Origin of the sequence: Paraburkholderia kirstenboschensis (genome assembly GCF_904848585.1) — a bacterium.
Taxonomy (GTDB): Bacteria; Pseudomonadota; Gammaproteobacteria; order Burkholderiales; family Burkholderiaceae; genus Paraburkholderia; species Paraburkholderia kirstenboschensis.
Map to the genome: position 1 here is coordinate 628,313 of NZ_CAJHCR010000002.1, position 21,796 is coordinate 650,108.

At 63.9% G+C, this 21,796-nt stretch carries 17 protein-coding genes; 3 read left to right on the forward strand and 14 right to left on the reverse strand.

Going from position 1 to position 21,796, the window contains the following annotated elements; translation table 11 throughout:
• Positions 1-25: 25 nt before the first annotated feature.
• The 7 genes from JMY24_RS09235 to JMY24_RS09265 form a co-directional block, all read right to left on the reverse strand.
• Positions 26-3,934, reverse strand: a complete 3,909-nt coding sequence (locus JMY24_RS09235) for a condensation domain-containing protein (RefSeq protein WP_236597354.1) — start codon at positions 3,932-3,934, stop codon at positions 26-28.
• A 225-nt stretch (positions 3,935-4,159) separates the two neighbouring features.
• A complete protein-coding gene (locus tag JMY24_RS09240) occupies positions 4,160-4,978 on the reverse strand; it encodes an ATP-binding cassette domain-containing protein (RefSeq protein ID WP_128598291.1) in 819 nt (272 codons plus the stop codon).
• Between the two features lie 17 nt (positions 4,979-4,995).
• Entirely contained in the window at positions 4,996-6,642 is a 1,647-nt protein-coding gene (locus JMY24_RS09245) for a cyclic peptide export ABC transporter (RefSeq protein WP_128598292.1), read from the reverse strand.
• A gap of 101 nt (positions 6,643-6,743) precedes the next feature.
• Positions 6,744-7,646, reverse strand: a complete 903-nt coding sequence (locus JMY24_RS09250) for a YqcI/YcgG family protein (RefSeq protein WP_128598293.1) — start codon at positions 7,644-7,646, stop codon at positions 6,744-6,746.
• A gap of 215 nt (positions 7,647-7,861) precedes the next feature.
• Positions 7,862-9,298 (reverse strand): cupin domain-containing protein, encoded by a 1,437-nt coding sequence (locus tag JMY24_RS09255; RefSeq protein ID WP_201701897.1) that lies wholly within the window; start codon positions 9,296-9,298, stop codon positions 7,862-7,864.
• Positions 9,299-9,398: 100 nt separating this feature from the next.
• Entirely contained in the window at positions 9,399-10,226 is an 828-nt protein-coding gene (locus JMY24_RS09260) for a thioesterase II family protein (protein WP_128597818.1), read from the reverse strand.
• Positions 10,227-10,244: 18 nt separating this feature from the next.
• Positions 10,245-10,478, reverse strand: coding sequence for an MbtH family protein (locus JMY24_RS09265; RefSeq protein WP_128597817.1), 234 nt, complete (start codon positions 10,476-10,478; stop codon positions 10,245-10,247).
• 343 nt (positions 10,479-10,821) lie between these two features.
• Here JMY24_RS09265 and JMY24_RS09270 point away from each other — a divergent pair, with 343 nt between their 5' ends.
• Both JMY24_RS09270 and JMY24_RS09275 read left to right on the forward strand, forming a co-directional pair.
• Complete coding sequence (locus JMY24_RS09270) at positions 10,822-11,445, forward strand: nitroreductase family protein (protein WP_128597816.1); 624 nt, start codon at positions 10,822-10,824, stop codon at positions 11,443-11,445.
• 249 nt (positions 11,446-11,694) lie between these two features.
• Positions 11,695-12,210 carry a BLUF domain-containing protein gene (locus JMY24_RS09275; protein ID WP_128591057.1) on the forward strand — a complete coding sequence of 172 codons (516 nt, stop codon included), beginning with the start codon at positions 11,695-11,697 and terminating at the stop codon, positions 12,208-12,210.
• Between the two features lie 53 nt (positions 12,211-12,263).
• Here JMY24_RS09275 and JMY24_RS09280 read toward each other — a convergent pair whose 3' ends face one another.
• The 4 genes from JMY24_RS09280 to JMY24_RS09295 form a co-directional block, all read right to left on the reverse strand.
• A complete protein-coding gene (locus tag JMY24_RS09280; protein WP_201701899.1) occupies positions 12,264-13,916 on the reverse strand; it encodes a D-alanyl-D-alanine carboxypeptidase/D-alanyl-D-alanine-endopeptidase in 1,653 nt (550 codons plus the stop codon).
• A 313-nt stretch (positions 13,917-14,229) separates the two neighbouring features.
• On the reverse strand, positions 14,230-15,705 hold the full coding sequence (locus JMY24_RS09285) for an efflux transporter outer membrane subunit (RefSeq protein WP_201701901.1): 1,476 nt from the start codon (positions 15,703-15,705) through the stop codon (positions 14,230-14,232).
• A gap of 16 nt (positions 15,706-15,721) precedes the next feature.
• Positions 15,722-17,323, reverse strand: a complete 1,602-nt coding sequence (locus JMY24_RS09290) for an MDR family MFS transporter (RefSeq protein ID WP_128595274.1) — start codon at positions 17,321-17,323, stop codon at positions 15,722-15,724.
• A complete protein-coding gene (locus tag JMY24_RS09295) occupies positions 17,316-18,458 on the reverse strand; it encodes an HlyD family secretion protein (RefSeq protein WP_236597355.1) in 1,143 nt (380 codons plus the stop codon). Before JMY24_RS09295 ends, JMY24_RS09290 begins: the two co-directional genes overlap by 8 nt.
• 95 nt (positions 18,459-18,553) lie before the next feature.
• Here JMY24_RS09295 and JMY24_RS09300 point away from each other — a divergent pair, with 95 nt between their 5' ends.
• A complete protein-coding gene (locus JMY24_RS09300) occupies positions 18,554-19,315 on the forward strand; it encodes a CerR family C-terminal domain-containing protein (RefSeq protein WP_128595272.1) in 762 nt (253 codons plus the stop codon).
• Between the two features lie 163 nt (positions 19,316-19,478).
• Here JMY24_RS09300 and argE read toward each other — a convergent pair whose 3' ends face one another.
• The 3 genes from argE to JMY24_RS09315 are packed head-to-tail and all read right to left on the reverse strand — an operon-like array spanning position 19,479 to position 21,760.
• Positions 19,479-20,642, reverse strand: coding sequence for an acetylornithine deacetylase (gene argE / locus JMY24_RS09305; RefSeq protein WP_128595271.1), 1,164 nt, complete (start codon positions 20,640-20,642; stop codon positions 19,479-19,481).
• The gene (locus JMY24_RS09310) at positions 20,635-21,312 is read right to left on the reverse strand and encodes a DUF1028 domain-containing protein (protein WP_128595270.1); all 678 of its coding nucleotides are present in this window, start codon (positions 21,310-21,312) and stop codon (positions 20,635-20,637) included. The genes argE and JMY24_RS09310 overlap by 8 nt, the downstream gene beginning before the upstream one ends.
• 10 nt (positions 21,313-21,322) lie before the next feature.
• Complete coding sequence (locus JMY24_RS09315; protein ID WP_128595269.1) at positions 21,323-21,760, reverse strand: RidA family protein; 438 nt, start codon at positions 21,758-21,760, stop codon at positions 21,323-21,325.
• Positions 21,761-21,796 lie beyond the last annotated feature (36 nt).

The following is a 21,796-nucleotide window of genomic DNA, read 5'->3' on the forward strand; positions in this document are numbered from 1 at the left end:
CGATGTCAAGACGACGACGGCGCCCTCATATCGCGTAGGCCCCGGCGACCAGCGCAATGCCGTCGACCGCTTCATCGTCGTCGAGGTTGAATTCGCCGATCGCGCGCTCCGGAGCGTCGGCGATCTGTTCCAGCAGACCGACGTAGTGCCGCGCAAACTGCGCGATAAACGCGTCGTCGTATAGCTCGGCGGCATACGCGAACACGCAGCGCAGTCCGCGCGCGCCCTCGCGCAACACGTCGAGCGCGAGTTCGAACCGCGCGTCGCTCGCGTCGGCGTCGACCAGCGCGCAACGCACGCCGTCGAGATCGAGCGCGCTGTCGAACTCGTCGTGCAGCACGAACTTGATCTGCGCAAGCGGACTGACGCCTGCGCGCCGGCCAAACTGCAACGAGGCCACGACGCGCTCGAACGGCACGTCAGCGTTCGCCTGCGCGTCGATGCTGTCGTCGCGCACTTCACGCAGCAGCGTCGCGAACGGCTTCGCACCCTTCACGGACGCGCGCATCGCGAGCGTGTTGACGAAGAAGCCGATCAGCTCCTCGGTTTCGATCCGGTCGCGGCCGGCGACGGGCACCGCAATCGCCACGTCGAGCGCGCCGCTGTAACGCGACAGCAGCGCGGCGAATGCAGCGAGCAGCACCATGAACAACGTGGCGTTGTGTGCGCGCGCGAGTGCCTCCAGACGGCTCGCGAGCACGGCCGGGATGTCGGCGCCGATACGCTCAGCGCGGGGCTCATAGGGGCGGCCCCGCTCATGCAAGGTTGGCAGATCGAGCAGAGCGTCGTAGCCCGCCAGGCGGCTCTGCCAGTAGTCGAGTTGCGCAGCGAGTTGCGCGCCGCCGTGGCCGTCGTCGGAAAAGCGCGTGCGTTGCCATGCGGCGTAGTCCGCGTATTGGACCGTCGGCGCCGGCAACGCCGGCATGTCGCCGAGCCGCGCCGCGCGATAGCCAGCCGCGAAATCGCGCAGCAGCACATTGATCGACCAGCCATCGCACACGATGTGATGCATAACGATATGCAGCACATAATGATCAGGGTCACGAACAAACAGCGCCGCGCGAAAGAGCGGGCCGAGCGTCAGGTCGAAGGGCTCGCGAGCGCGTCGGCGCAACTGCGCGTTGAAGTCGTCGGTGCTGAGTTCCAGCGCGTCGACGCATTCCCAGCGCCAGGCATCGGCGGTGTCAGCGGCGGGCGTGATCAGTTGACGCGGCACGCCGTCGACATCGGCAAAGCGCGTGCGCAGCATCTCGTGGCGGCGTACCAGCGCGTCGAGCGCGGTTCTGGCTGCATGCGCATCGAGCGGACCCGTCAGCGAAAGTGCGGCCGAAATGTTGTAGGCGGGGCTGTCCGGATCGAGTTGCCACAGCATCCACAGCCGCTCCTGCGGCAACGATAGCGGCGCCTCGCCGCGCTCGCTTTCGGCGCGGCGTGCGAGCGGCGCAACGGGGGCAGCGGCGTTCGACGGCGTTGACCAGCGAGCATCGAGCGCCGCGGCAAGATTGGCGAGCGTCGGGTGGCTGAACAACAATCCGACTGGCACCTCGCGCCCCAGCCGAGCGCGCAGCCGCGACGCGACCTTCGCCGCCAGCAGCGAACGGCCGCCGAGCGCAAAGAAATCATCCGAAGCACACGGCGTCGGCACATCGAGCACTTCGCTCCACACTTGCGCGATGGCATGCGCGGTGGGCGTCAGCATGTCGCCGCAATCGGCAGGCGAAACTGCGTCCGTCGGAATGCGCTGCGACCGCTCGGACCTGGCGTCGCGCACCGCGAACGGCACGAGCGCGCCGCTTTGCCACGCTGTCATACACGCGCTGCGCTGCAGTTTTCCGCTCGACGTACGTGGCAAATCGCCTGGTTCAAGTAACAGGATCAACGCGGCTTCATACTGGAACGCGTCGCCGAGCGCTGCCGCGATCGCGGCGAAGATGGTCTCGGGCGCCACCTGTCGAGCCCTGCCGCGCGACACTTCGGCGGCCACGCCGATGGCCTCCGCGCCGTCGGCCGCTTCAACCGGGAACGCAGTGATGCGCCCGCGCCTCAACCATTCGACGCGATCGGCCAGCACCGTTTCGAGATCCTGCGGATACACGTTTTCGCCACGCAGCACGATCAGGTCCTTGCGGCGTCCGCAAAAGAACAGTTGACCGCGCTCGACGAAACCGAGGTCACCGGTGCGCAGCCAACGTCCCGGAAAACCCGGCGCGTCGTCGAGAAACACCGCGGCGCTCGCCTCGGCATTGCGCCAGTAGCCGCGAGTGATGCTCGGGCCGCTGCACCAGACTTCGCCGACTTGCCGATCCGGCAAACGCTCGCATGTATTCGGGTCGACGATGGCGAGCGCATGGCCCAACGCGGTCACGCCGCAACCGACCACGGCCTTCGTGTCGCCGCCGCTTTCGCCATTCTTTCCGCTGTCGTTTCGGCTGTCGTTTCCGCTGTCGTTTCCGCGGGTGGCCGGCACCGCGACCGGCACGCGCCGGGCGAGTGCCGATGCGCAGAAGCGCGTCTCGGGCGCGCCCGTGCCGACCTCGACGCCCGTGAAAAACAGTGTCGCCTCGGCGAGCCCGTAGCACGCATACATCGCGCGCGGATTAAGGCCGTGCGTGCTGAAACGCGCGGCGAAACCGTCGAGGGTAGTCTGGCGAATAGGCTCCGAACCGCAGAACGCGACGCGCAGCGACGACAGGTCGAGCCCGGCGAGTTGCGCATCGCGCACGCGGTCGGTGCACAGGCGATAGGCGAAGTCCGGGCCGCCTGTCACGGTCGCGCGTTCGCATGCGATACCTGCGAGCCAGCGCGCCGGACGCTCCAGAAAATGCGACGGCGAAATCAGCGTGACCTGGAAGCCGCACACGACCGGCATCAGCACGCTGCCGATCAAACCCATGTCGTGATAGAGCGGCAGCCAGGAGAACATGCGATCGCCGGCGCGGCATCCCATGCCGCGCGACATTGCGCTGACGTTCGCGCATATGTTCGCATGACTAACCATCACCCCTTTCGGCGACGACGTCGAGCCGGACGTGTATTGCAAAAACGAAATCGCATCGGGCGCCGCGCTGTCGATGCAGAAACCGTCGTCGCTGCCGCCAACGTCCGTGTTCGCGGCGTCGGGCGACAACAGCGTCACGCCGTGCAACGCAAACTCGGCGCTGGTGTTGGTGCTGGCAAACGACGCATGCGAAGCCTGATCGAGAACCGCGATCCGCGCCATGCAATCGCCCGCGATGCGCCGCAGCCTCTCCAGGTGGCCGCTCTGCAGCGCTTCGGGCGGATACGCGGGCACCGCGATCATCCCTGCGTACTGGCAGGCGAAGAACGACACTACGTAATCGAGCCCGGTTTGCAGCATCAGCAGCACGCGATCGTTCGGCGCGCCATGCCTGCAGAGGACGGCCGCGAGACGCCGCGCGCGCTCGTCGAGCGCCGCGTAGGTGAGTTCGCGCGCGTCGGCGTCACCGTCGGCGAGGAATCGCACCGCCAATTGATCGGGGCGCTGGCCAACGTGCAGCTTCATCACCGAGACGAGGTCGTTTTCCGGTGCTATGGCCCAGCTCGGGGTGTGAGGCGCCGTGTCGGCCGTTGCGCTAGTGAGCGTTGCGGCGTGGGCCGTTGTGTTGGACGTTGTGTTGGCCGTTGTGTTGGCCGCTCCGTTGGCCGTTGTGTTCGCCGTCGCGTCAGTTCGCGTAGTGGCCGTCGCATTAGCCGCAACATTGGCCGCCGTGCTGGCCGTTGCGTTGGCCGCTCCGTTGGCCGTTGCGCTGGCCGTCGTGTTCGCAGCGCTAATATCCGCAGAATTGGCACCCGTAACCGCCGCGGTACCGCCTGCGCCACGATCCGCCCTATCGTCTTCCGCGTTGTCCGCGGCAGCCGCATGCGCCGCGTGCAGGTCCGCGCCATCCTGGCGCGGCGTATTGATAACAGACATCCTCGCCTCCCGAGATTTACCGCGCGCCGCGCGGTTGTCATCTCCGTGCGCCGCATCAGCGCGGCTCACGGAGACCGTCGCCGACGCGTGCTTGCGTCGGCGGCGTGAATTTCGTCATTGCGGGGAAAGCAAGGCGTCTCTTGGGAACGCCGTTATCTGCTGTCGGTCATGCGATGCCGGCAGCAATGCATCATGACGATGCATGAGCCGGCACGCGGATGCCGGTCAATATGCGAAGCTGATCGGCATGCCGCCGCGCGGATGGGCTACCGTGCCCATCGGCACGCCGTAGATCGCGCCGAGCATCTTCTCCTCGATCAGCTCCGGCGCGGTGCCACTCGCGAGCAGGCGGCCGCTCTTCAACGCGATCAGGTCGTCGCAGAAACGCGCAGCCATGTTGATGTCGTGCAGCACGACGACCACGCCGAGACCACGCTGCTGACTCAGCGTGCGCACGAGATCCAGCACTTCAATCTGATGCGCGATATCGAGCGCGGAGATCGGCTCGTCGAGCAGCAGGCACTGGCTATCCTGCGCGATCAGCATCGCGATCCATGCGCGCTGCCGCTCGCCGCCCGACAGGCTGTCCACAGCACGATCCGCGAAACGGGCGATGTCGGTCAGCTCCATCGCCTCATGAACCTTCTCACCGTCGACGCCGGTAAAGCGACCGAGCGCGCCGTGCCACGGATAGCGGCCGAGCGCGACCAGCTCGCGCACCGTCATGCCGCTCGCGGCCGGCTGCTGCTGCGGCAGATAGGCCACCTGCCGCGCAAACTCGCGGTTCTCCCACTCGCGCAACGGACGGCCCGCGAAACGCAGCGTGCCCGCCGTCGGCAACTGTTGACGCGCGAGCAGTTTGAGCAGCGTCGACTTGCCCGAGCCGTTATGACCGATCAGACCGCACACGCGTCCTTTCGGCAGTGTGAGCGCGAGTGGATGCAACAGCACGCGCTCGCCGATGCGAAACGACACGCCGTCGAGTTCGTACATCGGCTCGGCGTGCGCGACGCGCGCGGAAACAACGGACGGATTGGCATTCATGTGCGTAGGCATCCTGATCAGTTATATGCGGACCTGAGGTTCGCCGCATGCTCGGCGCCGGGGCCATCCTCGACAATCTGGCCGAAATCGAGCTTGATGAAGCGCTCAGCGAGATGGAAATAGCGGTCGTCGTGTGTGATGACGAGTACGGTCTTGCCCTTCGCCTTCAGTTCGGGAAGCAGACGCTTATAGAACACGTCCTTGAAGAGCGGGTCCTGGTCCGCGGCCCATTCGTCGAACACATAGAACGGCCGGTCCTCCAGATATGCGACGACGAGCGCGAGCCGCTTACGCTGCCCTTGCGAGAGATCGAGCGTCGAGAACTTGCCGTCCTTCACGCTTACCTTGTGGTCGAGTTGCAGATCGACAAGCAGTTGCTGGGCGAGCGCGTCGAGTCCTTCAGCGTGCATGCCGAGCAGCGTGTCGAACAGAAAGAAGTCGCTGAACACGACCGAGAAATGCTGACGGTACGCATCGCACCGCGCTTCGTCGATTGGCTCGCCGTTCAGCAATACCCGGCCGCTCTCAGGCACATACAGGCCGACCAGCATCTTTGCGAGCGTGGTCTTGCCGCTGCCGTTGCCGCCGATCAGATAAACGAGTTCGCCGCGCCGGAACGTGAGATCGATCGGCCCGAGCGTGAACACCTCGTTCTCCTTCTCGCGGAAGTAGCGGTGCGTGGCGCCGTCGAGCGCGATGGTGTCGAACGATGCGGCGACGGGCGGCTCGAGCATGACTTCGCGCGGCAGTTCCGCGTTGACCTGCTCGATGCGTTCGAGCGCGACGCGCGCCGAACTGAGGCTCGGAATCGCGGAGAGCACGGCTTCTATCGGCATGATCATGTAGACGAACACGATCGCGTAGCCGGACATCACATGCGGATCGACTTTGATGTAGCGCGCGAACACGAACAGCGTGAGGCCGATGAACGCGAACAGAATGAAGTTGCCCCAACTGGAAGCAGCCGCATACAGCATGTAGCCGCGCGTGCGCTGCACGCGCACCGCCTCGACATTGCTCGCGAGCGTGTCCTCGACGAACGCGTGTTTGCGGGCGCGATGCAGCTTCAGTTCCTTCGCGCCGTCGAAGAGCGCGCGGAAGTGCTTGACGAGATCGTCCTCGCGTTTGCGCGACGCGCGCAGATGGAACATCGCGCGGCCGTGCGCGTAGCGATAGCCGGCCATGCCCAGCACGATAGTCACGATCGCGACCAGCAGAATCGGCCATGACATGTAGCCGAGATAAGCAAGACAACCGACTATCACCGCGCTTTGCATCGCGAGCGACGGCATGCTCACGAAAAACACCACGATGGTGTCGAGATCCTGTGTGAGCACCGCGAGTGATTTCGCCGCGCCCTGCTTCTCCAGCTGCGCGAACGCGGCATCGCCGATACGACGAATCGTGCGCATGCGCAGCGTCGCCTTCGCCTGCTGGCCGAGCCACATGAAGAGCGACTGTGCGAGCGCGCGCATCGCCAGAACGCCGAGGCCGATCGCAAGGAACTGCCAGCCGAGGCGAGCGAGCCCCTCCGGCGTCGCGGCGAGCGCCTGATTGATGAGGGCGAGCAGCGCAGCATTGCCGAGGCCGCCGAGCACGCTCGCGATGAGCGCCGCAGCAATCATCCAGCGCGACTTGCTGACCAGTTGCAAAAGTACGGACATGAATCTCCTTTCGTCGCGGCGTTAGAGCAGGAGGACGACGGGACTGCTCCGGGCAGCGAATGCCGTGAGCGTCATGCAGACATCCTCGTGCGCCGGCCGCATCAGTTATCGGCGCCTCGCGTAGCGTCTTTTTGCGCGAAGCCTCCTTCGTATTCGCTGCGCGCGTCTTGCGGCGCCACCTGACGGCGCGCCTGCGTGGACTGCACTTGCGCTGACGATGCGTCGCGCGCCTGCGCGCGGCGTTTCAGAAACGGGCAGCGCTCCTCGATGGGCGCGTTTGCGTCGTCGAGAAAGTACTGCTTCCATTCGAGATTGCCCGGGTCGCCATAAAAGCCGAGGTCGGGATGCGCGGGAATCTCGTCCCATGTTTCCAGACGCTTGCGCACCTGATTGCGTGCCTCGCGGCCAATCACCTTGTTCGTGATCGTATCGACAAACACGGAACGCGGCTGAAACAGCAGCACCATGCCCGGGCCCAGGTTGCGGCTATGGCGCGCGCGAAACGACGGGCACGCGCACACCACGAACATCTGCACGCCCGCGTACGAGAACTCCCACGCCTCGTCCATCGGGTCCGGCTGCTGGTCGGCCGCCGGATCTGGATCGCCGTCGTGCAACTGCTGCAGGATGCCCCAGAACAGTGTCCGGTAGGCATCGTGCGTAAGCGGCTGCCGGTCCGGCTCGAAAAATACCGCGATGTTGTTTCTCCTGTACTCGGGCTGCACGGCGAGCTCCGCGAAGGTTTGCATCGTCGCGGGCAGATCGCGCAGATCGCGCCCGTTGACGAACGAGTAGAACATCTCGCCGCGCCGCTCGGCCATCGTGCCGAAAAAGCACGGATATGCCGGATCGAGTACCTGCTCGCGCAGCGTTGCATACGAAGCGTCCAGCCACGCGGGCGCGGACACCGCCGCGCCCGTCGCGCTGCCGGCAATGATCCGGCTCTTCCAGTCGCTGACCTCGAACCGATCGGCCTCTGCGATAGCACTGTTGCCTGCTTGCATCGTTCGCTCTCTCTTCCTGACCCAGTGTTGCGCGCGTCGAACGCGCGAGGCATCCCGGCCCGCGTGGCCGGAACGTCGATACTGCTGTCATGGGGAAGAGGCGCATTTGTTGTCGATCTCCGCCGTTAGCGCCTGCATGGTGCCGCCGATTTGTTGCTGGTTTGTTGCTAGCTGGTTGCCGATCTGTTACGGATGTACCGCGCGATCTGCTGCTGTCACGTCGAGGCCGCCGCCGGCTCGTCCAACTCGGCGACGAGGGCCTCGACCCACTCGTTCGGAATGATCGGCTGGTGATACGTGCATTCATTCGATACGACCGTCGAGCCGTGCAGCCGGCCATCCGGAATCAGCACCATGTCACCTTTGTGCATCGAAAGCTGCATGCCGACGTTGCCCCAGAACAGCATGTCGCCCTCTTCGATCGTGACGAGACGGTGATCGTTGTGGACGTGCGTCGTCGAACACATTTCGTGTGGCTCGACGAACGTCTCACGGTCGATGCCGGGACACTCCGCGTCGATGCGCGAGCTGATGCGATGCGCGAAGCTCACATAGTCGCGAATCGACGACAGCCAGCGCAGCTGCTCGCCGAGATCCCAGCGCCCGCGCTCCGCGAGGCGCTGGCCTGCGACAACGCCTTGCACGCATTGAGCGCGCGCCGGGTCGCCGAAGTCCTGGGCAACGCGCCGTAGTGCACGCGCGCAGCGCTGCTCCAGCGCTGCCCTCAATGCGTCGGAATCGGCCGGGCCGCGGCTCGCCGGTTGCAGATGCGCGCAAGCGCGTTCGAGCGCGAGCCCGAACGCAAGCCACTCGGCTTCGGCCGCGAACGCCGCGCCGATAAGCCCGAACGCGCGGTCCGGACGGCGAGCGAGCGTGTACAGCAGATTGCATTTCGCGGTGCTCGTCGGCAGATAGAACTGCCAGTAGGCATGCTGCCGGCGCGTAATGCAGCTTGCCTCGGCGACGCGCTCGAACAGCGCGTCGTCAGGCACTTGACGGTGAAGGCTCGGGCGCTCGTCGGGTGCGAGCATGTCGAAGAAGCCGCTTGCACCGGCCCGCGCGAGCGCGCGGCGCTTCGATACCGCGAGCGCCCAGCGCTGCACCATGATGAAACGCAGTCCTTGTTCGAGGTAGTCGTTGCGCATCAGCCGCTCGAACGTGGCGCTCCAGAATGCGAGTTCCTCGTCGACGATGTGCGTCAAGCGCGCGCTCACGGCGCGCGTGTCTTCGCCGGTATCGACGTCCTTCGTCAGGTATTCGAATGCGTACGCTTCCAGGAACGGCGCGATCTGCGCGCCGAGTTCGCGCGTGTCTTCGCGATAGAAATCGGCAAAGCGCTGCCAGTCAGCCGGCTCGCTACCCGCCGGCGGGCGCGCGACGTCGAGCTCATAGATCGACATCAGCGTGCGCCCGGACGCGAGCGCCGGCAGACGGCTCACGTTGTGTTCGCGCACGGGCTTCATGAACTTGAGGAAGTCGAAGTCCTCGGGCCGCAGCGGGCGCCGATGGAAGTCGTCGTCGAGCAGCAGTTCGTCGACCGTCGCGCTTCGAAACGGCCCGGCCGCCGCGAACTGTTTGATGAGCGCGACGTAGCGCTCGCTGTGGCCAACGAACGGCGAGAAATCGAAGATCGGCAGCGAAGCCTGGCTCATGGTCATTCGGTCCTTATCCGGGTTGCCTCAATACTGCAATTGATGATGACGAAGCGCTTGCCGTCCGCGATTCACGCAACAACTCCGCGCAACGGGTTCGTCATGCCGCGACGCCTCGTGCGTGTTGCACTCGCCGTCCATGCTGCATGAGCGCGTTGGCCACGACTGCGAGCACGGCTTCGCGCGCCGTGTCGATGAAGAAATGCCCGCCGTCGAACCAGTGGACTGCGCATGCGCCGCGCGTTTCCTCCGCCCAGGCATCGACGTCCGCGCGGTTGGCCGTGGCGGGGTCATCGCGGCCGACGAACACGTCGATCGGACAATCGAGCATGGACGATGTCGCCGTAGCTTCAGGCAGCATCGCGCCATAACCAGCGACACGCGTCGCAATGTGGGCCGGATGCACGCCGCACAGGTGGAAGTCGGCGCGCAGCAGCGGCAACATGAAGTCGACGAACTCGGCGTCGTCGAGCAACTCGGCAGGCGTGCCGCCGCGCTCCCGCAGGCAAGCAATCATTTCGTCATGCGAACAATTGAGCCAATGCGTTTCGTGCTTACGACGCGCGGGCGAGATGGTCGCCGACGCACCGAACCAGACAGGAGCACGCTCGCCGCGCTCGCGCAGCGCGTGCATCAATTCGAGTGCGACGAGCGAGCCCATGCTGTGCCCGAACAACGCAAACGGAGCGCTGCCATCGACCAGCGCGAGCAGTTCATCCGCGAGTTGTGCGATGAGCGCCGGCCATTCGGTATGCGGCGATGCGGACCGGCGCCTACCGTGACCAGGCAGCTCGAGCATGCGCACCTGCACAAACGACGGCAACCGAGGCTGCCAGTCCCGGTACAGCGCCACGCTGCCGCCTGCATGCGCGAGACACACGAGCGTGAGCGTGTTCGACGTGCGCGGCAGCCGATTCGGCGGGATCATCGGCTGGACGCCCGTTGATCACGCATTGGTGACGCCTTCGGGCGCAGCGCTCTCGGCCATGGCCTGGCGCAAGCTGAGCGGACGCATATCGGTCCAGACTGCGTCGATCCATTGCAGGCATTCGTCCTTCTTGCCCGACTTGCCGGCTTCACGCCAGCCGGCGGGAATTGCCTTGTAGTCAGGCCAAATCGAATACTGCTCTTCGTGATTTACAACGACAACGAAGTTGGTGTTTTCGTCACCCCAGCTCATCGCGGCTCCTGAATGAAGTTGTGTGCGTCGGTTGAGTGCCGAAGGCGCTGCGCCCCCTTCTGCGGGAGCGCCAGCGCATTGAATCCGGCCGACGTTTGAATCATCACGCATTAAATGCGAATCATTTGCATTTAAATTTACTCGTTGCCGACGGCGCATGTCAAGGACCTCTGCTCCGGCTGTCCTCACTTACCCAGCCTGCAACGACGGCGCGCAGGTGACGTACGGCGACTGAAACGCAGCTTAAGGCAAAACCATTCATCAGACAAGCAAATACGAATCATTTGCATTGCCATCCGTTTGTCGTCATCATCCGTCTGACAGAAAACTCAATCCGACCGTCATGGATACCTCGAAGATCCGTCAGAGCGACCACATCGTTTCGCCGTCGCAACAAGCGTTTCTTGACACGCTGCTCTCGCGCCAATCGTACTGGCCGCTGGCCGAGCCCGGACCAGGCGAGTCCGAGCTAAGCCTGATCTTCGACGCCGCGATGCGAGCGCCGGACCATGGTGCGCTGCGCCCCTGGCGCTTCGTTCTGATCCGCGACGACGCGCGCGCTGATTTTGGCGAATTGCTCGTCGATGTCGCGGCGCGACGCGAGCCGGCAACGCCCCGCGCGGATCACGAGCAACGCCGGCAACTCGCGTACACGGCGCCGCTCGTGATCGTCATAGCCGCGGCTCCGACTGCCGGCTCGCACATTCCGGAGTCGGAGCAACTGCTCGCGGTCGGCGCAGCGGCCATGAACATGCTCAACGCAATTCACGCGCTCGGTTACGGCGGTTTCTGGGCAACGGGCGTCGATGCGTACGACCCGAATCTTCAGGCGGCGCTCGACTTCGAGCCGGTCGAGCGCGTGCTGGGTTTTCTTTTCGTTGGGACACCGAAATCTCGTGAGCATGCGGCGGTTCGGCCGCCGCATTCGCTGTACGTGCGTGAGTGGTTGGGGCGTGCATCGGTGTGAAGATGTCGACATCGATTGAACCGACTACCCTGCTTCACTAGCAGATCCGCGAAACGCGACAGCAAGTGCAATTCCTCAGCAAGCGTTGAAGCACGCGACGCGATCGGCGCCTGCACGATTCGGACAAACGCATAACGTATGCCGTCAATTTCCGCCCTCATGGGCGCAGCCGGCTAACGTTGGTCGATCTTAGACAGCCGGCCCTGTACTAAAGTGGGAAACGCGCAATGTCTTTGCAGAGGTCTCGCTATGTTCTCAGACGAATCCGGACGTCTCGAAACGCGGGACAAAGACGAGACGTTATTCGGCGCGGTATATATCAGCAATGTCGCGTCGGGCGTAGGCATATCGGACGTGGAAGCGATTGTGTCGGTGTCTCGCGTTCTCAATCGCGCCGATGCACTAACCGGCTTTCTCGTGCACGCGGGCCGCAATTTTGTCCAGTACCTCGAAGGCGATCCGGCGGCAGTGAGGGAATGCCTGCGCCGCATCGGCAATGACAGCCGTCACTACGACATGAGGATCGTCGCAATCGGTTCGCTGGAGAACAGGCACTTTGCCGAGTGGTCGATGGGATATTTCACCGGTGACGTTCACGGCTCCGAGCGCATCGAAAATGTGCTGACGAACTGGTCAGGTACGGATCGCTCGCTTCTCGAGGAAGTCTGGCGCATCACCCAGGCTGCGAAAACGTTGCCGGAAGTGAGCGAATCGCATCTCGTAGCAGGCCGGTTCGACGTTCTGCTGCGGCGCGGCGCGAAATGAGCGGCCCCTGCTTTACGCCTCGCATCGTCTGTTCGAAGTACTGACAAGCTCCGTCATTGCATTTTCCATAGCATGGCAGCGATCGTGCCCTCGTCCTGGAACGCGGTCAGCACGTCGGGAATGCCCGTGATCGGCACATTGTTGACCGTCAGGAAGAATACGATGCGGCGGCCGCTCTTTGCGTCGATATAACCGGCGAGCGCCTGCCCTTTCAGGAGCGGCATGCCCGGCGCGGCCGGATTTTCGGCGACGTACGTGCCCGTCTTCGCGTGCACCTGGCCTTTCGCTCCCGCTAATGTCGAGTCGGCTTCGAAGTTTGTGATGGTGGCGAGCGATCCGTCCACGCCGAGCACCGGCATCGAATCGAAGTACGGCACGAAGGCAGGCTTCACGCTCATGCCGCGCAGCATCGCAATGACGGCTTTGCCGTTGGCCGTGGTCTCGCCGCCGCCGCTGCCGTCGATGAAGTGATATTGGCCCGGCGAAATGTTGAATGCCGTGGACAGCTCGCTCTGTTCCGCCGCAAGCGAACCGGCCATGGTGGTCGATCCGTTGTGCGCGAGGCCGAACTGCATCAGCGTCACGTCAGCGCCAATGTTGTAGCTGATTTTATTGACGTATCGGACGTGCTGCGCATACGGCGCCGACGTCAGTTGCGCAACCTGTTGCGCGCTCGAATACGAGCCCTTCGCGGGCAGCAACTGCACAGGATTCACCGCGACGGGCGCAGCCGTTACCGTCACGCCCGAGCGCGCGAGTGCTTCGATAAAGATCGTGCGCGCGTAGTTCGACGGCTTGCTCACGCGGAACGTGCGGATCAGCGGATACGCGTTGGTCAGAATGGGCACGTAACCCGCCGGCACGGTGCCGCTGACAATGCCCACACAATTAGCCGCGCCGATGCACTGCGGCGGCTCGGGTTGGAGCCCGATGGCGAGCGTCGACGTCGCGCTGCCGGTCTTCAGCGTCGATTGCACGGAGAAAGCCGCCGACTTCGGCCGCCAGTCGAACGGCACCGCGGCGCCTTCCGCGCTCTGCGAAAGAGTGACGTCGACGAGGTCGTCATTGACGAAGATCGGCCGCACGTCGAATTCACCGCGGAAATTAAACGGCTCGAAAAGACGGTCGTCGATCACGACATTGCCATTGACCGCAGTGATGCCGGCGGCCGCTACCTGCGCCGCCAGCGCGTTGTATCCCGCGAGCGGGTCCGGCGCCGACAGCACTGCATTGCCGAGCGAGTTCGCTTCGTTGTGGTCGAAGTCGGTGAGCGCTATCGTTCCATCGGGATTGGCGCGCCCGCCCATCGTCAGATCGCCGCTCGCAACCAGGACCAGATTGCCGTTGAGCGTGCCGTTCGGCGCGACACTGCCCTGCCGATAGACTGGCGTGACGAACTTGTGTTGTGCGCCGAGCGCGTTGAGCGCGTTGCCGGTCGAGAAGACTTTACGCACCGAGGCAATGAACATCTGCGAGTTGGAGTCGAGGTCGTAGATGACTCGCCCGGACTCGAGATCGACCACCAGCATCGACCAGCTCGCACTTTTATAGGCGGGCTTTTGCATCACCTGCATAATGGACGCAGGCACAGACGTATTCGACTCGATAGACCCGCCGCACGAGGCCAGCAAAAATGCACTTGCAATCACGGCGCAGTGTTTGGACGCTCCGCGGATTGTCCCCATTGTTGCGATCGTCGCGTTCATCGCAGGTCTCCAGATTCGATTTGTCTTTGCGAACTGAATGGCTCGGATCAACGCATTGCGCGCCGATGACGACGATTGTTCGCGCCGACAGACCCAAGACCCTGCCCACTATATTCCGCCGATAGCAGGCGCATTCGTCTTTTTGCAGCCAAAATCCAGAAAGCCGGCCCTGTCCGGCGTGAGGCGCTGCCGCTCGCGCGCGAACTGGGAAGTCAGGCAGCGCACCGTGCAAAAGTGACGCACCGCAATAAAGACTCGCGCTTTTGCGCCACTATGAAAGCCTCGCACCAACCAGGCGAGTCGCGCGGCCGCACTACCCCTGCGGCCCTTGCCAGCCGATGCCAAGGCTCTTCTGCAGCGACACGAAGTCCTTGAGCAATTCGGCCTGCCCTGCCACGACATTCTGCTGCGCGCTGAATTCCTGGCGCTGCGTGTCGAGCAAATCGATCAACGTCGCGACACCCGCCGAGTAGCGCTGCCGCATCAGCGTGGCGGAGTGGGTCGCGGACGCCTCCACTTTTAGCAACGTTACGACATGCTCACGCTGATGCCCATAGCGCGATAACGAAGAGTTCGCGTCCTGTAGCGCGCCGAGCACCGTCTTCGTGTAACGAGCCTCGGCTTCGTCTCGCGACGCCTCGGCGGCGTGTACGCTGCCGAGCGTGCGACCAAAATCGAATGCGTTCCATTGCAGATACGGTGCAGTAATCCAGCTGAAGTTGCTCTTACGTATGAGATGGCCCGGATCGCTCGCGCTGAAACCGATATCGCCGAACAGTGTCACTTTCGGGAAAAAGTCCGCCACGTGTTCGCCGATCTGCGCGTTGCTCGATGCAAGGCGCCGCTCGGCGGCTCGGATGTCGGGACGCCGCTGCAACATCGCCGACGGATCGCCAATGGCTACTGTCTCAGGCATAGCGGGCAGCGGCCGGGCGGGTGCCAGTTGCTGATCCAGCGCGCCGGGTGCGCGCCCCGTCAGCACGGCGAGGCGGTCGAGCGAATCGCTCATTTGCGCGTCGAGCGGAATCAGCGTCGAACGCGTGTTTTCGACCTGCGTGGTGAGACGTTCGACATCGATATCCGCAGCCGTGCCGCGCTCACGGCGCTGCTGCGTCAGCGTCAACATTTTCTGTTCGGTGTCCGCCTGACGCCGCGCGATTTCAAGTCGCGTCTGCTGGTCGCGCAGGTCGATGTAGGTCTGCACCACTTCCGCGGCAAGCGACACCTGGGTGTCGGCGAGATCCGCGTCGACAGCTTCAGCATTGGCCGATGCCGCTTCGATCGCGCGCCGCGTGCCGCCAAACAGGTCGATTTCCCATGTGGCGTCGAAACCCGCCGTGTAAAGCTGCAGCGGCCCCCTTCCCGACGACGCCGAACCGCTACCGGACGAGCCTGCCGAATTGAGCGCGCTCAGATCGGGTTCGCGCATGCGCAGCGCAGCCGCGTTGGCCGAAACCTTCGGCAGAGCGTCTGCGCGCTGCGACTGCAGCTGCGCGCGCGACTCGCGCAGGCGCGCCTGCGCAATATGCACGTCCGGGCTATGTGCGAGCGCGGCGTCGATCAGATCGTTCAGTTGCGGGTCGTTCAGTGCGAGCCACCATTCACGAGGCGCCGGCGTCGCGGTCGTGCCGGCCGTAGGCGTGCGCACGAACGCGGCGCCGCGAGCATCCTGCGCGAGCGGCGGCGCACCGTGATAGTCGGGACCGACTGTGCAGCCCGGCAAGACGGACAACGAAGATAGAAGCGCCGCGGCGGCCAGGGCGAAACTCGAGGGACGGTTGAACATCATGTGAGATCAGAAAACATTAGTGTCCGGCGGACGGAGGCGCCGGCGCGTTCCTGCGCGGCGTCTTCAGAAGCAACGCAAGCGGAATACAGGCGACGAGCGCGATGGCGAGCAGATAGAAAGTTTCCGAATAGGTCATCACGATCGCCTGCTGCTGGATCTGCACGCCGAGCTGCCCGAGCGCGCGCATCCGCGAGTACGCCATGTCCCCGGTATGGGTGAACCAGTTCGCCGCGTTGGCCGCAATGCTGTCTTGACCGATCAGTGAATTCGCACTGACCGATTCACGGATCATTGCCGTATGAAACGTCGTGCGCCGGTCGATTACAGTGCCGATGATCGCGAGACCGATCGACCCGCCGAGATTGCGTGCCATGTTGTAGAGCCCCGCGGCGTCGCCGGAATCTTCGCGCGACACGGCAGCCATGGACGCCTGATTGAGCGGCATGATTGCAAGCATCTGTGCGGTGCCGCGTATCAGTTGCGACCAGACGAAATCGTGCCCGACGCTTTGCGCCGTCAGGCTGATGTCCAGCATGCAACTGATCGCGTACAACACGAGCCCGGTGATGACCAGAAGCCGGAAATCGAATTTGCCAAGCAGGCGCGGCAACACCGGCATGATCAGAAAAGCCGGCAGCCCCGAGAGCAGCATGATCGCGCCCGACTGCTCCGCGTTATAGCCCGCGACCACGCCAAGAAACTGCGGCAGCAGATACGACACGCCATAGAGCGCGGCGCCGACCGCCGACACGATCACGATCACGCTCGCATAGTTAGGATTGCGCATCAGGCCGAGGCGCACGATCGGCTTCTTTGCCGTCATTTGCGAGGCTGCGATCAGGATCATCCCCATAACCGATACACAGGTGAGCGCGACGATTGTCGACGACTCGAACCAGCGCTCACGCTGCCCTTCCTCCAGCACCACCGTGAGCGAACTGAGCCCAATCGCGAGCCCGACGATGCCGAGCCAGTCCGCCTTGAAAAAAGCTTCCCAGTGCGGCCTGTCCGACGGCAGGCCGACGATCAGCAGTGTCATCAGCGCAAGGCAGATCGGCAGGTTCATGAAGAAGCACCAGCTCCAGCTGACGTTCTCCGCGAGCCAGCCGCCGACCACCGGCCCCAGCAGCGGCCCGAGCAGCACGATCAGGCCGAACATCGTCATGCCGACCGGCAACTGCGAAAGCGGCAGCCGCGTGCGGATGATGGTCTGAGCAGTGGGAATCAGCGCGCCGCCAGTGAAGCCCTGGCCGATGCGGCCGGCGATCATCATGGGCAGCGTGTGCGACCAGCCGCACATCATCGAAAATGCAATGAAGAGCGCTGAGTTGGTCAGCAGGAAGTTGCGCAGGCCGAAGACGCGCGTGAGCCACGCCGCGAGCGGAATCATCACGATCTCGGACATCAGATAGCCGGTGGAAATCCACGTGCCCTCCGTTCCCGTCGCGCCGATTTCGCCCTGGATTTGCGGCAGCGCGGAGTTGGTGATGGAGATGTCGAGCGTCGCCATCAATGCGCCGAGCGCGCCGGCGGCGACGGCGATCCAGTCGCCGACGCTCGCCCGCTCTTCACCGTGCGGTGCGGTAGGTGCGGCAGGCGCCGCAGTCGAGTCAGCCACGATGGTTCTCGGCATCGATGCGTGCATCGCGCTCACGCGCAGACCGCGTGTCGACATCGACCGTCACGGACAGACCGGGCAACAACACGCTGCGCGTCTCCGCCCCGGTGTCGATACGAATCCGCACGGGCACACGCTGCACGATCTTCGTGAAGTTGCCGGTCGCATTCTCCGGCGGCAGCAATGCGAACTGCGAGCCGGTGCCGGGCGAAAAACTGTCGACCACACCATGCAGCGTATGACCAGGCAACGCGTCGACATGCATTTCCACGGGCTGGCCGACACGCATGCGGCCCACCTGCGTTTCCTTGAAATTGGCCAGCAAATAGGTGCTCTGTACGGGAACGACCGTCAGCATCCGCGTGCCCGGTTGCACGTATTGACCGACGCGCACGGTGCGGTCCCCGACCTTGCCGCCCAGCGCGCTGCGCACCACGGTGTTCTCGAGATCGAGCCGCGATTGTTGTGCGCTTGCCTCGGCGGCTTCGAGTTGCGCGCGCGCCTGTGCGAGCTGCGCGGTGGCAGAGCCGATCTGCGAACGTGCGGCGTCGACCGCGGCTGCGTTTGCGGCAAGTGTCGCATTCGCCTGATCGCGCGTGCTGGTCAGCTCGGCCATGCGTTCACTGCTTTCAGCGCCGGTTGCGATGAGCGGAGCGTAACGCCGCACTTCGTCGCTCGCATGCTGTGCACTCACGCGAGCCACCCGCTCTTGCGCCTGTGCCTGAGCAATGTTGGACTGCTGCTGTTTGATCTCGGCCTGTGCTCGTTCTATGTCCGCCTTGCGCGCGTCGATGGTGGCAAGCGCCTGGTCGAGCGCAACCTGGTACTGGCGCACGTCGAGATGCACGAGCGGGTCGCCCGGCTTCACCATCTGATTGTCCGCGACATAAACTTCCGTCACATAGCCAGACACCTTGGGAGCGACCGTGACGCTGTCAGCCTGCAGATAGGCGTCGTCGGTGCTTTCGATAAAGCGGCCCACGGTCCACCAGCGCGCGAGCCAGAGACCTCCGGCAAGCAACGCGACGATGCCGAGCGCGATCAATACCGTGCGCCTGCTGGGACGGCGCGTGCCTGAAGGCTGCGACTCTTCAGCGGGTCGGGGACGGGAGGGGGAACCTGCGGTCGTTGACATCTCAATGGTCCAATTCTTTCCAGTTGGCAGAATTATTCCAGTCGATAGATTTGTGTCAAGTGATATATTTGTGTGGAAGTAATGGAGAGAAATGCATGAACCCCGCACAGAAAGTGCGTCGGTCGCCGGAAGGCGGCTACGCGCGCGGTGACGAGACGCGTCAGCGAATCATCGAAGCAGCGATCCAGCTGTTCGGCGAACACGGATTCGAAGGCGCGTCGACGCGCGAGATCGCGGCTTGCGCCGGCGTCAACGCGCCCGCGCTGCAGTACTACTTCGAGAACAAGGAAGGGGTGTATCGCGCGTGCGTCGAAGCACTCGCCGACGACGCATGGAGAACCTTCGGCCCGGCCATCGAACATGCACAAGCCGTGTTGCGCGAAAACGCCGGGACGGAAGTGTTGATCGACGCTTTTATCCGCATTCAGGAAGCAATGGCGGACGGCGCGTTCACGAAAGCAAGCAAACCGGGCCGGCGGATGTTCTTTGCACGCGAGCAGGCCGGCTACGAGCCCGAGAGCGCCACGCAGATTCTCGCGTGCCGGATCCGTCAGCCTTTGAACGACGCGAGCGCCGCGCTGGTGGCGCGCATCTGCGGACTAGCAGCCGACGACCCCGTCACGCAGATTCGCACTTTCAGCCTGCATGGGCAGCTGGTGATCTTTCACCTCGCGCATCGCTCGACGCTGTCGGTCCTCGGTTGGAAAAGCATCGATGCAGAGAAGGCCGAGCAGTTGAAGTCCACGGTACGCGATCAGACACGCATATTGCTCGAACACTGGAGCCGGGAACGCGACGCGCGGCAAGCGACAGGTGCGAAAGTCGCGAGCAAAGCGCGCTCGCGCAAGCAGGTCTGAGGCGATGGCGATGGCACCTGAAGCGCGGCCCGCGAATCAACCGGAACCGGATATGACGCGGCGAGCGCCGCGAGTCCTCTGTGCGACCGCGACCGCGACCGAGGCTTCAGCGCCAGGAACAAAGGCCCGCATCGCGACGCGCGCCCTCCCCGGTGCATCCGTTTCAACCAGTAGCCGAAAGGTAATCCGCCAGACGAGCGAGCATTGCATCGCAATCGCTCAATTGCTCGCTGGTGAGAAACTCATCCGGCTTATGCCCCTGGTCCATACTGCCTGGTCCGCAGACCACGGTGGGAATGCCCGCCTTCTCGAAGAGCCCGCCTTCGGTGCCGAACGCCACCGTGCCGAACTCATTTGAACCGGTCAGCAACGTCAGAAGACGCGCCGCTTCGCTGTCGGGCGACGTAGCCAGTCCCGGATAGGCGGAGAGCGACTGAAAACGGATGTCGGCGTCGGACTTCACGGCGCGCATCCTGGGCAGCAGCTCGGCTTCGGCATACGTTTGCAACTCGTCGGCGACCTGACCGGCATCGAAACCCGGCAGCGCCCGCACTTCGAAATCGAACTCACATTCTGCGGGCACGATGTTCAGCGCACGCCCGCCTCTGATCACCCCAGTCTGCACGGTCGAAAACGGCGGATCGAACCGTTCGTCGCGATACTCGGGCTGCGCGAGATGTTCGCCAATTTCCTCCAGACGGCTGATCATTCGCGCCGCGTACTGAATGGCGTTGACACCATACGGCGCATAGGCCGAATGGCAGGCAGCACCCTTGACCTGACAGCGCATCGCCAGTTTGCCCTTGTGTCCGAGCACCGGCTTGAGTTCGGTCGGCTCGCCGATCATACACAGCACCGGCTTATGCGGACGCCGTTCCAGTTCAGCGAGCATAGGCCGCACGCCGAGGCACCCCACTTCCTCGTCGTATGAAAAGGCGAGATGCACCGGGAGCTTCAAATCGCGTTCGACGAAGCCCGGCACCGCCGCGAGCACCGATGCGATAAAGCCCTTCATGTCGGCCGTACCGCGGCCATACAGCCGCCCGTCGCGTTCGGTGAGACGGAATGCGTCGACACTCCACGCCTGGCCTTCGACCGGCACCACGTCGGTATGGCCTGACAGCACAATGCCGCCTCGCTCACGCGGACCGATGGTCGCAAACAGATTCGCTTTGGTACGCTCGGCGTTGTAGAACAGTTCGCTCTCTACACCCAGTTCGTTCAGGTAATGTCGAATGAACTCGATCATGTCCAGATTCGACTCGCGGCTGACCGTGGCAAAGCCGATCAGCGTGGCGAGCAGCGCGCGGCTGGACCTGTCACTCATTGCCGGGCACCCCGTAGCTGGGCGCGGCGGTCGGATTCAATGCGCGCGTCAGATAGTCCTGCATCTGCGGCTGATACGCGCGCCACAAACCGTCGAGTTGGCCGATGGGATCGTCGTCCGCCCAATCGACCCGCAAATCGACGATCGGCCAGCTCACGTCACCCGCGATTCTGAGCGCCGCCGAATGCACGGGCCCCGCCTCACCGCCCGCGGCCATCGCCGCATGCATGGCCGCGAGGAGCCGATCGGCAAGCGGGCCTGCGGCCTGCTCGAACGCAGGGACCATTGCCTCGATCACTTCGGCGCCGGCGAGCATATTGCCCGCCGCCACGCATTGGCTGCCCGCGACGGCGTGATACGTGCCCAACGCTTCCTTGCCGCTGAAGAACGCCGTACGGCCCTGGCTGTCGACCACCGTGACCTGCCGATATTCGCTCCACTCGTTCGCGCCCAGCGCACGGTCCAACGCGGCGGCGGGATCGAATTGCCCGCTTTCGATAAGATCGAGAATCTGCGGGCCCAGTGCCGGCAGTGTGACGTTTTGCGTCGCGACCACGCCGACGCGTGCACGCACCCAGGGGCAGCGGGCGCCCACTGCAATGCTCGAAGAACTGATCGCAATACCAAGCTGCCCCGACTGCGCGCAGCGTCCGACAATAGAGAATGTCATGTCCCGCTCCTTAGGCTTGCGGCCGCGTCCATCCATCCGGAATGACGGCGATCACGTCGATCTCCATCAGCCATTGAGGCTGACCCAGCGCAACCACGACCAGGCCAGTGGAAATGGGAAATACGCCCTTTAGCCACTTGCCGACTTCCTGATAAACGGGCTCGCGATAACGGACGTCGGTCAGATACGTTGTCGTCTTGACGACGTGAGACAAGTCGCTGCCCGCCTCTTCGAGCAGTTGCTTGAGGTTCTTCATCGCCTGCTCGGCCTGGGCGCGCGGATCGCCCAGGCCGACCAGACGGCCATCGAAATCGGTCCCCACCTGGCCGCGTACATACACCGTATTGCCTGCTCGCACGGCCTGACAGAGGTCGTTGTCGAGCGTCTGGTTTGGATACGTGTCCTTCGTGTTGAACATGCGAATACGGGTATGCGTAGGTTGGCTCATCAGTGCACCTTTTAATATGGGGAGAAGTGGATCGCG

What these genes read in the sequence shown, in the direction of transcription:
- JMY24_RS09315 (WP_128595269.1), bottom strand. Translation starts at nt 21,760, where the DNA reads ATGAGCCAACCTACGCATACCCGTATTCGCATGTTCAACACGAAGGAC.
- JMY24_RS09235 (WP_236597354.1), bottom strand. Translation starts at nt 3,934, where the DNA reads ATGTCTGTTATCAATACGCCGCGCCAGGATGGCGCGGACCTGCACGCG.
- JMY24_RS09240 (WP_128598291.1), bottom strand. Translation starts at nt 4,978, where the DNA reads ATGAATGCCAATCCGTCCGTTGTTTCCGCGCGCGTCGCGCACGCCGAG.
- JMY24_RS09285 (WP_201701901.1), bottom strand. Translation starts at nt 15,705, where the DNA reads ATGATGTTCAACCGTCCCTCGAGTTTCGCCCTGGCCGCCGCGGCGCTT.
- JMY24_RS09275 (WP_128591057.1), top strand. Translation starts at nt 11,695, where the DNA reads ATGTTCTCAGACGAATCCGGACGTCTCGAAACGCGGGACAAAGACGAG.
- JMY24_RS09310 (WP_128595270.1), bottom strand. Translation starts at nt 21,312, where the DNA reads ATGACATTCTCTATTGTCGGACGCTGCGCGCAGTCGGGGCAGCTTGGT.
- JMY24_RS09270 (WP_128597816.1), top strand. Translation starts at nt 10,822, where the DNA reads ATGGATACCTCGAAGATCCGTCAGAGCGACCACATCGTTTCGCCGTCG.
- JMY24_RS09295 (WP_236597355.1), bottom strand. Translation starts at nt 18,458, where the DNA reads ATGTCAACGACCGCAGGTTCCCCCTCCCGTCCCCGACCCGCTGAAGAG.
- JMY24_RS09265 (WP_128597817.1), bottom strand. Translation starts at nt 10,478, where the DNA reads ATGAGCTGGGGTGACGAAAACACCAACTTCGTTGTCGTTGTAAATCAC.
- JMY24_RS09300 (WP_128595272.1), top strand. Translation starts at nt 18,554, where the DNA reads ATGAACCCCGCACAGAAAGTGCGTCGGTCGCCGGAAGGCGGCTACGCG.
- JMY24_RS09250 (WP_128598293.1), bottom strand. Translation starts at nt 7,646, where the DNA reads ATGCAAGCAGGCAACAGTGCTATCGCAGAGGCCGATCGGTTCGAGGTC.
- JMY24_RS09280 (WP_201701899.1), bottom strand. Translation starts at nt 13,916, where the DNA reads ATGAACGCGACGATCGCAACAATGGGGACAATCCGCGGAGCGTCCAAA.
- JMY24_RS09245 (WP_128598292.1), bottom strand. Translation starts at nt 6,642, where the DNA reads ATGTCCGTACTTTTGCAACTGGTCAGCAAGTCGCGCTGGATGATTGCT.
- JMY24_RS09260 (WP_128597818.1), bottom strand. Translation starts at nt 10,226, where the DNA reads ATGATCCCGCCGAATCGGCTGCCGCGCACGTCGAACACGCTCACGCTC.
- JMY24_RS09255 (WP_201701897.1), bottom strand. Translation starts at nt 9,298, where the DNA reads ATGAGCCAGGCTTCGCTGCCGATCTTCGATTTCTCGCCGTTCGTTGGC.
- argE (WP_128595271.1), bottom strand. Translation starts at nt 20,642, where the DNA reads ATGAGTGACAGGTCCAGCCGCGCGCTGCTCGCCACGCTGATCGGCTTT.